The 16,791-nt window shown below is 43.0% G+C and carries 6 protein-coding genes and 2 riboswitches; all 6 genes read left to right on the top strand.

The window, feature by feature from the left end; all coding sequences use genetic code 11:
* The first annotated feature begins 96 nt into the window (after positions 1-96).
* The 6 genes from LI112_RS11160 (at position 97) to LI112_RS11135 (ending at position 16,496) form a co-directional block, all read left to right on the top strand.
* Complete coding sequence (locus LI112_RS11160; RefSeq protein WP_227190732.1) at positions 97-6,615, top strand: SpaA isopeptide-forming pilin-related protein; 6,519 nt, start codon at positions 97-99, stop codon at positions 6,613-6,615.
* Between the two features lie 68 nt (positions 6,616-6,683).
* Positions 6,684-7,382 carry a class B sortase gene (gene srtB / locus LI112_RS11155; protein ID WP_161284350.1) on the top strand — a complete coding sequence of 233 codons (699 nt, stop codon included), beginning with the start codon at positions 6,684-6,686 and terminating at the stop codon, positions 7,380-7,382.
* Between the two features lie 298 nt (positions 7,383-7,680).
* A riboswitch (adenosylcobalamin (AdoCbl) riboswitch) is annotated at positions 7,681-7,808 on the top strand.
* Between the two features lie 217 nt (positions 7,809-8,025).
* The gene (locus tag LI112_RS11150) at positions 8,026-8,565 is read left to right on the top strand and encodes a hypothetical protein (RefSeq protein ID WP_161284348.1); all 540 of its coding nucleotides are present in this window, start codon (positions 8,026-8,028) and stop codon (positions 8,563-8,565) included.
* A gap of 29 nt (positions 8,566-8,594) precedes the next feature.
* Positions 8,595-10,631 carry a leucine-rich repeat protein gene (locus tag LI112_RS11145; RefSeq protein WP_195967885.1) on the top strand — a complete coding sequence of 679 codons (2,037 nt, stop codon included), beginning with the start codon at positions 8,595-8,597 and terminating at the stop codon, positions 10,629-10,631.
* Positions 10,632-10,692: 61 nt separating this feature from the next.
* Positions 10,693-15,888: an Ig-like domain-containing protein gene (locus LI112_RS11140; protein ID WP_227190731.1), complete on the top strand. Its 5,196-nt coding sequence runs from the start codon at positions 10,693-10,695 to the stop codon at positions 15,886-15,888.
* A gap of 74 nt (positions 15,889-15,962) precedes the next feature.
* On the top strand, positions 15,963-16,496 hold the full coding sequence (locus LI112_RS11135; protein WP_227190730.1) for a DUF4430 domain-containing protein: 534 nt from the start codon (positions 15,963-15,965) through the stop codon (positions 16,494-16,496).
* 94 nt (positions 16,497-16,590) lie between these two features.
* Positions 16,591-16,747, top strand: a riboswitch (cobalamin riboswitch).
* The last annotated feature ends 44 nt before the right edge of the window (positions 16,748-16,791 follow it).

Genomic DNA, 16,791 nt, shown 5'->3' with positions numbered 1-16,791 from the left:
TGAAAAAGCCGGAAGAAAGGAGAAAGCGATGCAGATAAGAGATGGACCAAAAGAAAACTGCAGGGAAAAAAGCGATCATGAAAGGAGAACGTGCACTTGGAAAAAAACTGGAAGAAAAGATGGATGGCGGGTGCGATGGCTTTTGCTCTGTGCTGCACTACGCTCTTGCAGACGGGAGCTTCTGCAGTATCCGCCGCTGAGGTGGGAGGCGTTTCCGCACAGAGCGAGACGCAGATCGAGGTACAGACAGAAACGCAGACAGAAACGCAGACAGAGAAAAGCGAGGAGGAACTGATCGAGGAAACTGTTGCTGATCCGGAACTTGCGCTTATGGTTACCGAAGGGGAAGCCTTTGATATCCAGAATGATTTTACAGGACTGAAACTCTCTGAAGGAGACCATGTGGAACTGAAAAAAGCAGCAATGGAAGACGGGACTGTATTTGATTATAACCATGCGGGGACCTATAAATGCGTATATCTTGTTACGCCCGCATCGGGGGAAGCCTATCTGGTTGCCAGAAACATTACGGTGACACCAAGGGAAGCAGAAACAGACGGATCCAATGGCGGCCAGGAACAGGAAACCGGCGATGACGAACCGGAGGCAGACCCCGTCCTCTCGACTATAAGCCCGGAAGATGCCCCGGAAACTCTGGAAGAGCCGGAAGAAACGGAGGAGCCAGAAGAAGAGGAAGCAGAAGGATTTTCCGATGAGGAAACAGAGGATGGAAGCCATCAGGTTGACATCGTACAGGGAAATGAATTCAATATTGAACTGGACCACGAGGACGGACGTTACCAGACGGGGGATACGGTCAACTTTTCCGGTGATATCCCTCAGGGAAGCCTGATCGCAGTGGGAACAAGTCTTGTCGAAGCAAACCAGACAGAGAATACCGAAGATCTTCTGTATGCAGAAGTAAGCTACGATGAGGGAACAAATTCCTTCAGCTTTGAGATGCCGGAAGATGATGTTGCATTAAGTGTGCTATATGACCAGGCTGAGGGCGGTATTAGTACCATGGCAGCTTCCGATGGAGACTTGTGGGATGATTCAACAGACATTGAAGCTAATACCTATTACTATTATTCAGATGGAAAACTGCATCCTTTTGATTCTGTTATGGGACAGGGCGGAAATGATTCCTATAAGTATATCCGTTACAAAACAGGCGGAAAGACTTATACCGTCTATGCATACTGCATGCAGCACAGTAAACAGTCCCCGCCAAGTGGAACGACTTATAAAAATATGGTCGAACTGGATGAAGGCGGCGATGACCGTTATTTAAGGAAGGCCATGTTTTACGGATATGGCGGTCCCGGATGGGGCGGCACATTCAACGGCTATAATATCAAATCCATCATGGAAAAATACGGCTGTTCCTCCGAGACCCGTGCAATGCAGCATTATCTGGTCGATTATTTATATGACGGGGAATCCGGATTTGGCGGCTCCCTTTCGACAACTGCCAAAAACATGTTAAAAGAGATCAAGGCAGCCCTTGCAAAGATGCCGGATCCAACGACCATGGAGCTGACACCTGGGCTCAGTGCTTCTGCAAATGGAAACCAGAGCCCGACCTTCACATGGAAGGCAAACGCAGCTTTTGTGATCACGGTCCATCTGGAAAACGGGGTCTCCCTTGTAAATGAGACGACAGGGAAAACCGGGACCGGAAATGTGAGCGTAAAGGGCGGTGAAAAATTCCATCTGGAAGCAACCACCCAGAATATTGGAAGCCTGAAAGGAAAATATGCGATCACATCCAACTATCCGCTTAATTTCCATGCCATGCTCTTAAAGCTGGCGAACAGCCAGGATATCGGATTTGGATATTATACCGATACACTGGAGCTGAACCTGGAGGTAGACTGGCCGGATGAAGCAACGGTCAAGATCATCAAAAAAGATAAGGGAAGCAACGCGCTCCTTGCAGGTGCCGTTTACGGCATCTATGCAGATGAAGCCTGCACGAAACTTATCAAAAAAATGCCGGCAACAAATGCAAAAGGGGAATCCGAAGTAAAGATCACCAAAACACAGGATACCGTTTACCTTCGTGAGATCTCAGGCCCGTCCGGATATGTGCTGGATACGAAAGCCTATGGGGTAAAACTGGTCGTAGGGCAGACCGCTTCCAAGAACTTAACAGATAAAGAGCAAAAAGGTGCACTCACCATTTATAAAGAAGGAGAAGTGCTCACTGGAGCTGCCGTCACGGAAAATGGTGTGACATTTACCTACGAAAAACGGAAATTGAAAGGAGCCGTTTACAGTGTTTATGCAGGTGCAGATATCAAGGCGGCAGATGGCACCCTCATCTATAAAAAAGGTGCGCTTGTCAAGGATAATCTGGTTACCGGAGATGACGGAAACGTTACGTTAAAGAATCTCTATCTTGGCACCTACACTGTAACCGAGACGAAGGCTCCGGATAATTATGTATGCAAAGGAGAGTCCAAGACGGTTGAGCTTGTGTATGCAGGCCAGACCGTAGAAGTGCAGACCGGCAGTGCCACCTTTTTAAATGAACGCCAGAAGGCCGCTGTCCGTGTGGAAAAACAGGACGAAGAGACCAAAAATCCGCTTTCCGGAGGTATTTACGGGCTGTATGCAGCAGAAGATATCAAAGTTGATGGTAAGACCGTTGTTCCCAAAGGAACACTGATTGAAAAAGCAACGACCGGAGCCGATGGAAAAGCTTCTTATAAAGCGGAACTTCCGATCAATTACAGCTACAGCATCCGGGAGATCCAGGCACCGGAACTTTACCTTAGAAACAGTGAGAATACTTACACCTTCACTTTTAAGTTTACCAATGATAAGGAAGAAAAGGTAAACTTTAGCCATACCTTTACAAATAAGCGTGTAAATGCAACGATCGACCTGGTAAAAGAAGACAGCGAGACAGGAAACAGCGCACAGGGAGATGCCGTATTTGAAGGAGCCATTTACGGGCTCTATGCAAGGGAAGACATTAACCATCCGGATGGCAGGAGCGGAGTCCTTTATAAAAAGGACGAGCAGGTAGCTACCCTGACGACCGATAAAGAGGGAAAAGCAAGCGTAAGCAACCTGTATCTTGGAAAGTATTATTTGAAGGAGATCACGCCTCCAGTAGGTTATCTTCTGGATGAAGAGGAGCATGATGTAAACTGCGACTACGAAGGAGACCAGGTAGAGACGGTAAAACGAAATACCGTTTCCAAAGAAGACGTGATCAAACAGCCGTTCCAGTTGATCAAAGCAGCGGATAATGATAAGACCGATGCGGATCTTTTAAAAGGTGCCGGATTCTCTGCTTATCTGATCAGCAGCCTGACTGTAAAAGACGATGGAAGCTATGACTTTACAAATGCGACCCCGATCGTTCTTACGGAAGACGGAAAAACAGAAATGTTTACCGATGAACGCGGCTATGCGTGCAGTATCCCGATTCCTTATGGACGCTACATTGTCCGTGAGACTACAACACCGCATAATTTTATGCCGGTAGATGATTTTATCGTAACCGTAACCGAGAACAGCAGCACACCGCAGGTATGGAGAGTCCTTTTGGACGATGAGTTCAAAGCAAAGCTTAAGATCGTGAAACAGGATGATGAGACCAAACAGCCGGTCCTCCTTGCCAATACAGAATTCAAAGTGTACGACCTGGATGCGAAAAAGTATGTGGAACAGGTAACGACCTATCCAAATACGGTTGTCCATAAATCCTATTTTACGGACGAAAATGGTTACCTGATCCTTCCGGAATCCTTAAAATGCGGAAATTACAGGATCGAGGAAGTGAGCGCGCCGGATGGCTACACCCAGAATACCCAGTATGTGGAGATCAAAGTTGACAAGAATACAGCTTATCAGATGGATTCTGTCAGCGGGGATGCCATCATTACCGTGACCTATGAAAACCATCCGGTCAAAGGTAAACTGGTGATCCATAAATCCGGTGAAACCTTAAAATCCTTTAAAAAGGATTTTGTATACGAAGAAACTTCCCTGGAAGGGGCAGAATTTGAAATCTACGCAGCAGAAGATATTTTTACACCGGATCATCAGGTGGACGAGCAGGGAAACCGCCACGTGATCTATGCAAAGGATACCCTGGTAAAAACAGTGGCCACTAATAAAAATGGGGAAGCTGTGATCAAAGATCTTCCGCTTGGAAAATACCGTGTGAAGGAAACAAAAGCACCGTCCGGATTTGTCTTAAATCCAGACAGTCAGGAAGTATCCTTTATCTATAAGGATCAGAACACACCGGAGATCGAAGAAAAACTGGAATTTTCCAATGAACGCCAAAAAGTAGAGCTGAGTGTGGAAAAACAGGATGCCGAGACCGGAAAGGCTTTAAAAGGTGCAACCTTTGGATTATACAATAAAGAAGCAATTTCTTCCGGCGACAAGGTGATTGTAAAAGCAGATACACTGCTTCAGGAGATCACAAGCAACGAAAAAGGTAAGGCAGCGTTTACGCTGGATCTTCCGCTTGGCAGATACTATGTGAAAGAGCTGCAGGCGCCGGCGGGTTATGTATCTTCCGATGAGATCCTGGAATTTGATGCCACATACCAGGGCCAGGACGTAAAAACGATCAAATTAAAATCCGTGAAGAAAAACCAGCCGACAACGGTAGAAGTAACAAAAGCAGATATCACGACCGGAACAGAACTTGACGGGGCTTCCATGAGTGTACTGGATAAGGACGGCAACGTGATCGATTCCTGGACATCCGTAAAGGATTCCTCACATGTGATCAAGCGACTTCAGGTTGGAAAAACTTACATTCTGCGTGAAGAGCTTGCACCATATGGCTACTTACGTGCAACAGACGTAGAGTTTACGATCTCTGATACTGCAGAAGTACAGAAAGTCAAAATGGAAGATGAAGTCCCGGTAGCAAGACTTCTGGTAAACAAGAAAGGGGAATTCTTAGACAGCGTATCCCTTCTTGACAATGCAAAAGGCATGATCGAGCACCTGTTCAACTATGTGACTGGAAACCTGACTGATGTAACCTTCAATGTTTACGCGGCAGAAGCCATCCGTGCAGCAGACGGGGTAAGTGCAGATTATTATGCGGCAGATGAACTGGTCGGCTCCATTACAACAGATGGAAATGGCATCGCCCAGATGGATAACCTCCCGCTTGGACGCTATTACATCGTGGAAAAAGAGACCTCACATGGCTACGTTCTGGATAATGAACCAAGATATGTGGATCTTACATACCGTGACCAGGATACACCTCTGGTTACTTATAGTGCCGATTGGCAGAATGCGCGCCAGAGGATACAGGTGGAAGTCCTGAAAAAAGAAAAGGACAGTGACAAAGTACTTTCCGGGGCAATCTTTGGCCTCTATGCAGCAGACGACATCGTATCTTCAAAAGGAAAAGTACTCCTTGCGAAAGACACCCTGATCGAACTGAAGACCACAGATGAGGATGGAAAGATCCAGTTTGTTGCAGATCTCCCGGTTGATAGCAGGTACTACATTAAGGAACTTGCCGCCCCGGATGGCTATGTGACAGACCAGGAACCGCAGGAATTCACTTTTGAGTACCAGGGCAGTGGAACCAGTGTTGCAGAGTATGCGTTCACCTTTGAAGATGAACAGACTACGGTAGAACTTTCCAAAGCAGACCTGACGGACAAAAAAGAACTTCCGGGAGCATCCTTAAAGGTAACAGATGAGGATGGAAATACGGTGGATGAATGGGTATCCAAAGAGGAAGCACATATCATCAAGGGTCTTATCGTAGGAAAGAAATACAAGATGACAGAAACAAAGCCGGCAGATGGTTATGTGACTGCGGAAAGTATTGAATTTACCGTCGAAAACACAAAAGAAGTACAGAAACACCAGATGCTTGATGATGTGACCAAAGTGGAAATCAGCAAGAAAGACATTACGGATTCCAGTGAGGTACCGGGAGCAAAACTGATCATCCTGGATAAAGATGGAAAGAAAGTTGAAAGCTGGACGTCCACGGATAAACCGCATATGGTCGAAAAACTTCCGGTAGGCGAATATACCCTTCGTGAAGAGCAGGCCCCGGATGGATACCTCATTGCGGAAGATGTGAAATTTACGGTAAAAGATACCGGAAAAGTCCAGAAAGTCAAAATGAAGGACGCACATCCGTATGGAAAACTGGTCATCAAAAAGACCGATTCCACCAGTAAGGCAGCCCTTTCAGGAGCAGAATTTGAACTGCGGGAAAAGGAAAGCGGAAAAGTCGTAGAAAAACTGGTAACGGATAAGACCGGAACAGCGACAAGCGGCAAACTTCCGATTGCTACTTATAAAAATGGAAAAGTAGAGAAAACCGTGGAATATATCCTGGTAGAGACCAAAGCACCAAATGGTTATGAACTTGGCAGCAAAAAAGAAGAGATCCGCTTTGAATACAAAGACGGAAAAACCAAGGTGATCGAGATCGTAAAAGAGATCAAAAACACCAAATCCCCTTCCGGCAGCACACCGACAGGAAACAGCCCGAAAACAGGGGACAGCACCAACATCTGGCTTCCGATCCTTCTGGCAGTCCTTTCTGCCTGCGGCATTGGCGGCGTGATCTGGTATAAGAAGAAAAAAGGAAATTAAGGAATACGGTTCAGGGCTGCTCGATTTACCGGCAGCCCTTTTTCCAGGAAGAATAATCGGAGGTTTGTATGAGACACATAAAAGAAATCATGATCGTGGCAGTCTGCCTGATGGTACTCAGCTTTTGCGTATGTACTGGTTTTGGCATTTACTTTATGTACCGGGAAGGTGTGCAGGAATATGAAGACCTGCGTACATACGTCAAGGAAACAGATGAGGATGACCCCACAGAAGGAACAGACGGAAGCGATGGGAAACAGACCGTGGTTGATTTTAAGGCATTAAAAAAGATCAATCCGGATATCGTTGCATGGATCCGGATCCCGGATACCAGCATTGATTACCCGGTAGTCCAGGGAAACGATGACTCCTATTACCTGACACATACTTTTAAGAAGACAGAACATGTGGCAGGGGCCATTTTCCTGGATTCCGATAACAATGCCGATTTTTCCGATGACAAGAACATCATTTATGGTCACAATATGAAAGATGGAAGCATGTTCCGTGGACTCCGGAATTTTCTTGACGATGAATTTTTAAAAGAGCACCAGATCCTCTATCTTTATCTTCCGGATGAAGGTGTGTGGATTTTTGTGATCGTAAAATGCGAGTATACACCGGCAGATGGAGATGCTTTCTTACTTGGAACGCAGGAGGAAGTTCCAACGCTTCTGCTTTCTACCTGTGGAACAGATGCCTCCAAACGTCTGGTCATATGGTGTGAAAAACAGGAGGAAAAAGCAGAACAGATTTTTGAAGGGTAAAGCAATTTGAATTTCAGGTCTTTCTAAGACAGAACACTGTCCTGGAAAGGCCTTTTTTTGTTGCAAAAAATGGCATAAAATGGTATTTTTAACGGAATATGACCGCAGAAAAAGAAAAAGATGTTAGTTTGTGCTATCTTTAGAATAGAGTAAAAATGTCGATTTTTCTCGAAACTTGTCTGTAAAAATAAATGACGTTTTGTATTATTTCAAGACAAAATGATTGACAAAATATGGAAAAAAAGTTATTCTATAAGAAAGGTAATATTGTAGGAATTTTATATATGAGTGGTTCGTCAAAGACTCATATATAGGAAGTTCGGTGAGAATCCGACACAGGAACGCTACTGTGATGAGCAAAAGCTACAAGTCAGGTCTATTTCTATAATGTTGTGCATAAGCCCTCGGTTTCAGGGTGGCACGGGTATTTTGTGACTGGGTCGTGCCATGCGTAGGGTACGGCTTATTTTTTTGCAAGAAAAACTGCACGTTACCATCACATCCCAGAACACCAGGATATTCCAAATACGGGAGAGGAGGAGAAAGGCAGGTCCAGACTCGTGATCTGTACGGGACAGAAACCGCTGTCCTAAGGAGAAACTACGAAAAATGAGCATCTGAAAAGAAAAGGAGAGAAAAAGGTATGAGCAAAAAATTCAAAAGATTATCAGCAGTCATTTTAGCAGTTGTTATGATGCTTGGTTCAACAGTAATGGCTTCTGCAGCGACAATGCATGTTTACATCAGAGAATGGGAGCAGGGAACAAGTAGCAACACTTATTTAGGAACTCCGAAACCGATTCCTGGAATCACTAATCCGGTAGTCACTGTAACAGGTGTGGATTCAAATGGAACTTATAAAGATGCACTTTTGTTAGCACAATCTAAAGGACTGTTGGAAACTTCTTGGAACACAAAATATCCAGAATATTTAACGGCATTTGCTGTCGAGGGATATGCTAGAGCTAATGGTGGAGAAAATAAAAACCCACAGTATGATAGTGCAGGAAACATGATTCATGCTACATGGGAAGGCACTTCTTGGATGTGGTATCCGGGTAATGATGTTACATTGAAAAATACTTCTTCCTATCCAGAGACCACTTTAGGTGGAACAAAAGTACCGTCAACAAATGAGTTTTCTATCGTATTAAGTTACGATACTACACGTTTTGATTGGTAATTGTAGATCTTGGAGGAATAAAATCTGTAATGAAAAAAAAATATTTAGTATATTGTTTGTCTTTGTCTATGGTTTTAAGTGTGCCAACTCCTATTTTGGCAGCAGAACAAATAGATATTATTGAAGATACCAATGCTGATTTTGAAAACAGTGATGAATCTGAAAATTTAATAGTTACATCTGATGGTGAAAATTTTGAAATTGTAGATGAATCAGCAGAGCTTGATCTACCTATGGAGAATACTGAGAACTTAAACAGTACGGAAGATGATTCTATAGAACTGTTTGATGACGGTAATAATATTTCGGAATTCGTTGGAAACGAATCGGAAACGAATGACTGGATACAATCCGAACAAGTAGAGGGGTTATCTTTTAAATATGATGTGAATAATCAAACATTATATTTAAAAAGTGAAAAACCTGTGGTATTGCCAGATTATAAGCAATCAGGATGGACCAGTGAGTGGCGCAATAAATATGGATCACAGCTTAATGATGTAAAAACAATAGAGATTCAAGGGGAAATCACTCAAATTGGTGAATTCAATTTTAATAATGGCCGTGCGGGTGCATATGATAATTTGGAAACGGTAAAATTATCTCCTAGTGTCACAAAAATAGCTGCTTCCGCATTTGGAGAAGTTGCGACATTAAAAAATATTAATTTAAATAATGTTAAGGAGATTGGTACTGCTGCCTTTTGGAAAACTGGAGTGGAAAATATTACATTGGATGATGCGGGAACTATAATAGCAGACAATGCTTTTTCAGAATGTACATCATTAACTTCAGTAACTGTAAAAGGTATTAAATCATTAGGCATGAATGCATTCGATGGTTGCACATCATTAATCACATTTAATTGTGAAGGCAATATTGAAAACATTCCGATGAAATGTTTTCAAAAGACAGCAATAAAGGCTTTTGACTTTAAAAATGTATCTAGTGTTGGAAGAAATGCATTTAATAAGTCAAATCTGAAATCAGCTTGTTATACTGGAACAAAAGAACAATGGGATTCTATGATTCCGGCTGCAAATTGGTCAGGATCGACAATTCCAGCGGGAACTATTGTTCATTGCAAAGCAGATGCTATAGAATCAAAAGATGCAACTTGCACAGAAAACGGCTGGAAAGAAGTTGGTGTCTGCGAAGTATGCGGAGAACACTATTCTTATCCGACAGAGGAAAATGCGATTCCTGCTACTGGTCATACATGGTCCGAGGATTATGTGGTAGATAAAGCAGCAACCTGCACAGAAGCTGGTGAAAAGAGCAAACACTGTACAGCCTGTGATGCCAAAGAGGATGTACAGGAGATTCCGGCACTTGGACATGATTTTGTTTCCAAAGTAACCAAGAAAGCAACCTGTACAGCAGATGGTACTCTTACTTATACCTGCAGCAGATGCAACGAAACAAAGACCGAAACTATTAAAGCGACAGGACATAAGTGGAGCAACTGGAAAAGAACAACAGCAGCTACAGTATTTAAACCAGAAGTTCAGACCAGAAAATGCTCTGCATGCAATAAGAGTGAAACCAGAAATATAGGCAAAAAGCTTGCACCGAAAGCAACTCTTAATGCCTCTACTGTAACCTTAAAAGTAAAACAGTCTACTTCCAGACTTAAAGTTACCAGACTTGCAAAAGGTGATTCTGTAAAATCCTGGAAATCCTCCAATAGCAAGATCTTCACAGTAAGAGGCAAGTCTAACGGAACCTGCAAGATTACTGGCAAAAAGAGTGGAACTGCGAAACTGCAGATTACCCTTGCCAGTGGACTGAAGAAGACCGTTAAGGTAAGAGTTCAGACAGCAGCAGTAAAAACCTCAAAAATCACAGTATCCAAAAATGTAACTGTTCGGAAAGGAAAGAGAGTGACACTGAAGCCAGTCGTAACTCCATTCACATCCCGTCAGAAGGTTACTTATACAAGTTCCAACAAAAAGATTGCAACCGTTTCTTCCAAGGGCGTTGTAACTGGAAAGAAAAAAGGTACTGTAAAAATAACAGTAAAATCCGGATCTAAATCCGTTAAAGTGACTGTCAAGGTAAAATAATTAAGAGTTGAAGAGCTCTTCTTCCGTGAGGAAGAGGAGCTTTTTTTTAAGGAGGGACAAAATGAAAAAAACAAAGTTGTGGAAAAGGATAGCTGGATGGCTACTTGTTTTTCTTCTTGCATTACAGCTCCCTGTAAATGCCTTTGCGGGAGAATGGGTGGATAATACGCCATATTTATCTGAAGAAAATTTTACAGATGAGCAGGATATTTCAGAAGAAAGTGATTCATCAGGTGATCAAACCGATGTAGAAGAAGCATCAGATTCGAAAGACCAGATTGATATCGAGGAAGAGATTCCAACGGAAGATTCGTTTGACGTAGGAGAGGAAACTGATACCAGTTCTGATCTTGATATGGAAGAATCTGGCGTAAGTGAATTTACAGATGAAGATGAATTCACGGATGGAAGTACTGCACTTTTCAGTGATGGAACAGACCAGTCCGAAGATGGTACTGCAAAAGAAGAAATACAGGTAACTGTCAGTATCAGCAAAGATGGAAAATTTCTTAATGATAAAGACGGAAATCCAATGGCAGGACGCACCGTGACCTTAACTGGTCAGTCTTCTTATACCATGGACGATGCTTTGAAAGCAGCACATGACTTGTATTACCCAGGTGGAGCAGAAACTGGGTATGATTACCACGCGGATGACGCAGGTATATTTGATGGCGTGATTTATCGGTTATGGGGATATGACAAAAAGAATGTACCATATATTAAGTCTTCGTTAAATCGTAACAGTGCCAATTATGGTTCTGCGCTTGGAAGAACTGTAGAAAATGGTGACGAAATGCATTTTTTTATCCAACAGAAAAATGGCCAGGATAAACTTGCATTTTTTACAGAAGAAGAACAGACAGTTACAGAAGGACAGCCGATCGTTCTCAGACTCAGACAGGAAGATGATGCCGGACGTGCATATTCAAACTGCGAGGGAGCGTCTATCTATATAGATGGAAAAAAGCAGGAAAACATTATAACAGATGCAGAGGGAAAAGTAACACTTCCAGTGCTGGAAGCAAGAGAAACTCCCTACTTTATTACAGCAGAAAAACAAATCAATAATAATGGGACAGAGAGTACTGCGATTTCAGCAGCATATGCAAACGTCACAGTTGTTCCTGATGAGGGTGATAAAGGCGATTATATCAACGGCGTTGAACTTTGCATTAAAAAAAGTGAAACTGAGGTAAAAGAGGAATCAGTCAACACTTTTGATGGGACACAAGCATTTAACTTTCCAACAGGATTCAGTCATGGCGAGTTTTATGTAAATGTAAGTACAATGGAAAGCATTCCAGAGGGTTGTACTTTATATGCAGTTTACACCAGTCCATTGGATGATACAGTAAAAAGAGTGAAATTGTCACAGGATTCCTCAACTCTATTAAAAAATACGAGTGTGAAATATTCTTCAAAAGCAATTCTTTCTATTGGCTTTGAAGTAAGAAAGAATGGAAATATTTTACAATCTGTTGAAGTTCCGATACATTATAAAGCACGTTTAAATGAGCTGACAGTCAGTGATTCCTGGGGACACGAACTTTCTACAGGATTGCAGGATACTACAGAAAGTCAAAACCTCGAGGTGACTGTACCGAAAAATACGGAATATATTGACATTGCCGGAAGTGACAATGACTGCTATGGCTCAATTGCGGAAAATCCGGAATTGATTGCGATGGATGGTGTTGAACTTACTCAAAGACCACTTGGTGGGGCTTTGCGGTTCACGCCTGATTGGAATAGTCATTCGGAGTATACAGCTGTCATAACATTAAAAAAAGATGATGCAAAGTATGTTTCAGAAGATACAGTATATACGCTTACCATAAAGTCGGGGGAAATTGACTATACTCCAATACTTACTGATAACAGGGAGCCAAATGGAGTAGGGATTATGCAAGGCGAGAAAGCTGAGCCGTTTATAGTGCAAGCTTCTGTTTTACAGGAAAATGAAGGAAAACTTTCTTATCAATGGTATGTAAGTTCAAGTGCAAGTTCGGATATTAAAGATTATGATAAAATAGAGAATGCAGTTGAAAATTCATACACAATAAATACAACTCAGCCACAGTATTCTAGATACTATAGATGCCTTGTTTCTTATGAAATAAATACACATCTTTATACTGCGACAAGTAACGTTTTTTCAGCAAGAGTATACCCACATGTAGCAGATAAGCCTGTAATACTCCAACAGCCTAAAGACACAACCTATGTCAAGGGAATCCCTATTACAGAAAAATTGGAAATAGTTGTACAAAAATCTAACGAGTTTGGCGTTAAAACAGAGTATCAGTGGTATCAAAATAGAGTAAATTCAACGCAAGATGGAATATTAATATCTGGAGCGACTGAAAATACATATAGTCCAGAAATAAAAGAAACAGGAATAACTTACTATTACTGTAAAGTAAAAACAAATATTCTAGCATATATAAATGGTGATGGTGTAAAGATATCGAGTGAAGAGATCTGTTCGGATATTGCCTGTGTCACCGTCACAGAAGCTCCTCTCCCATGGGAGGGAAACGGAAGTGAAAGCTCTCCATATCTCCTTAAGACAGCTTCAGATGTAGAAGCACTGCGGGACAAAGTAAATACAGAGGGATTTTCCTTTGAAAATACATACTTCCAGCTTACGGAAGACATCACCCTGCCAACTGGATGGAAGCCTATCGGTGTGACTAAGGATGGAAGGAAAGACCTGAAAAATGGCGAGAACCTTAATGCATTCAGCGGTATTTTTGATGGAAATAACCATACTGTAACAGTACCGGAGGGCGGGCTGCCTCTCTTTGGTTATGTCCGTAATACAAGGATCCGTAACCTGAACATCTATGGAAAGAAGATTGCCGGTTATGGCCTTGTCAATAACTTTGAAGGTGTGGGACTTTCCGGAATGGCAGTTGAGATCGACAATGTTACCCTGAAAAGTGGTTCCAGTACCCTGAAATCCGGCCTTCTGGGTGCGAATAAGACGATGAGCCCTTATGCCGGATGTTCTTCAGCCTTTGAGGCAACGGTACGGAACTGTACGATTGAGAAAGATGTTGTCATCGGATATGACAGAAATGAGAATGAGATCGGGGCCATTGCCGGACGTATGCAGGGTACAGTAGAAAACTGTGTAAGTTATGCGATCGTTTACGGAACCAGTTATGTAGGCGGTATTATCGGAACCAGGGACAATGCCATGGGCAACTGCTCTGTGATCGGCTGTAAATTTTATGGCACCGTAGAGGCTTCCAGTGAAGTGGCTGGTGGTATTGCAGGTGGCGGTTATGACAATTCTACAGCCCCGAACGGATGCAAGATAACTATCAACAGCTGCAGTTCAGAGGGAAGCATCACCGGTTCTGACAAGGTGGGAGGAATCCTTGGTGGAGACCTCTATGTGGCACAGACCTGGAACAACTGCACTTATACCTTTAAGAACAATTCCTTTACAGGAAAGGTACAGGCAACAAAGGCAGACGCAGCATATGTAGGAGGTATCATTGGTTTTTATGACAGCCTGAACCGGATCGATGACATCACCAACAATTATTATGCAAAAGACTGCGGGGCAGATAAAGGGATCGGTTTTGTAAGATACATTGATACCAACTGTCTGACCCATGAGACGGCAAGCGGAGCCACTTATGTCAATACAGAAAAAGAAACCACCAGCTGCCCGAAGGTGGAAGGCTGCGGATGGCAGACCGGATATAACCGGACGGATGATCCACTGGGGGCAGACCAGGAAAAACTGGTCTCTACAGAAGGCCTGCGTGTTTATGTGGATTCCCTGGAGCTGACTGGTGATTACCGGACAGAGTTTTACCTTGGGGAGGACCTGGATCTCAGTGGAATGAAAGTGGTTGCTGTGATCAGCGATGGAACCAGACAGGAACTTTCGCTGACAGATCTTACCATAGAGGGATATAACAAGGATAAACGCGGGGAACAGAAACTGAAAATTTCCTATAAGGAAGCATTCGTGGAACTGACCGTCAGGGTATTGAAAAAAGATGCCGGTACGATCACGGTAAGCTTTACGCTTCTCGGAGACTCTGTTCATGGCAGTGCAAAGGAGAATCAGGAACACACCCTGCGAAAAGGAAATCTGGAGACCTGGATTGCAGCAAAAGATTACACAATCGACGGAAATGCCAATGTCCTGGAACTCTTAAAAGAAGTGCTTGCCAAGAATGGAATGAGCTGCCGTACATTAAGGGATGAAACCTACATTGCGGGAATCACGAAGGATGGTCAGGAGCTTGCAGAATTTTCCAATGGACAGAACTCCGGCTGGATGTATACTTTAAATGGAATCCACCCAGATCTTGGAGTAAAAGAGCAGTACCTGGAAGACGGGGATGAGATCGTATTCCATTATACCGATGATTATACCCTGGAACATGACCATGTATGGGACAGCAAATGGAATTTTGATAAGGATGCCCACTGGCATGAGTGTGTTGCCATGTACGGAAAATGTGACATCACGGATAATACGAAAAAGGGTGGCTACCAGAAACATTCCTATGGAAAAGGAAAGCAGATCAAGGCTGCTACTTATAAGACAACCGGACTGATGAGATATACCTGCCAGGTCTGCGGATACGAAAAGACGGAAACGATTCCTGTAATTGCACATACGCATAAATACACCTGGAAAACTACGGCAAGAGCTACGGTATTCCGTCCGGCGAAGCAGGAAGGAACCTGTTCCCTCTGCGGTAAAAAACAGACACGGAATTATGGAAGCAAATTAAAGGCGGCCATAAAACTGAACGTATCTTCCCTTACCCTGCAGCGGAAACAGACCACTACGAAAGTGAAAGTTTCCATGGCATATGGAGATTCCATAAAGTCCTGGGCTTCCAGCAACAAAAAGATCGTGACCGTTTATAAGAACGGAAAGATCAAAGCCGGAACCAAAACAGGAACGGCAAAGATCACCGTTACCTTAAAGAGTGGAAAGAAAGCGACTCTGAAAGTAAAAGTCCAGACTGCAAAGGTAAAGACTACGAAGATCAGCGGCCTCAAGAAAAAACTGACCATCAAGAAAGGAAAGAGTGTTACTTTAAAACCAGTGGTCAGCCCGATCACTTCCCAGGAGAAAGTGACCTACCGTTCTTCCAACAAGAAGATTGCAACAGTCAGCTCGAAGGGCGTGGTTAAAGGCCGGAGAAAAGGAACCGTTACCATCACAGTTAAATCTGGAAAGGTGACAAAAAAGATAAAAATTACAGTTAAGTAAACAGAGTAAGGGTGTAAAAGGTATCAAAAAGCAAATAGTGTTTTTGGTACCTTTTCATCCGATAGAGGATAATTATGAAGCAACTGAAAAAAATATATTGGAAACGGATCGGGGTAATAGGAATCAGCTGTTTTATGCTTTTGTGGAGCTGTCTCCTTACGGGCTGTGGATTCGGAAAAGGGGATTCCGGAAAACCTGCTGCCTGTACCATTTCGATAGACTGCCAGACGATCCTTGACAATATCGGTGATCTAAAAGAAACCAAAAAAGAATTTGTCCCGGAAGACGGCTGGATACTTCCGGAAGTGGAAGTTAAGTTTACTACGGGCGATACCGTATTTGACATCTTAAAAAAAATCTGTGGGGAAAAGAACATCCAGCTCTCTTCCAAATACACCCCGTTATATAAAAGCTATTATGTGGAAGGCATCAATCAGCTTTATGAATTTGACTGCGGAAAAAATTCTGGCTGGATGTACAGTGTAAATGGAGAGTTCCCGAATTATGGGGCTTCCAGTTATAAGCCCAAAGATGGGGATAAGATTGAATGGAAGTATACCTGCAATCTTGGAAGTGATGTTGGAAACCCATACAAAGATAAGAAGTAAAGAAATTGTGAAAAATAGTTAAACTGGTATGAGATAAAGACCAGAAACATTGGCGAACATTGACAGAAATAAGGCGTATCGTTATAATTAGAATAACAAAAAAATCGAGCGTGGTTCGGCTGATGGCAGCCGATTTAAGGAAATCCGGTGCGATTCCGGAGCTGCTTTTCCCTGTGTGAAATGTATCGAATGAAAAACGCCTTATGAAAACATTTTGAGCCAGTATATCCAACACGTCAGGCAAAGAATACAAACATGTAAAAGATATACAGTTTGTATGATCCGAACGTTGGAA

This window comes from Blautia sp. 210820-DFI.6.14 (assembly GCF_020558815.1).
In the GTDB taxonomy this organism is placed as follows: Bacteria; Bacillota; Clostridia; order Lachnospirales; family Lachnospiraceae; genus Blautia_A; species Blautia_A obeum.
Note: the sequence above shows the minus strand (reverse complement) of the source record. Positions and strands in the feature narration are given on the sequence as shown.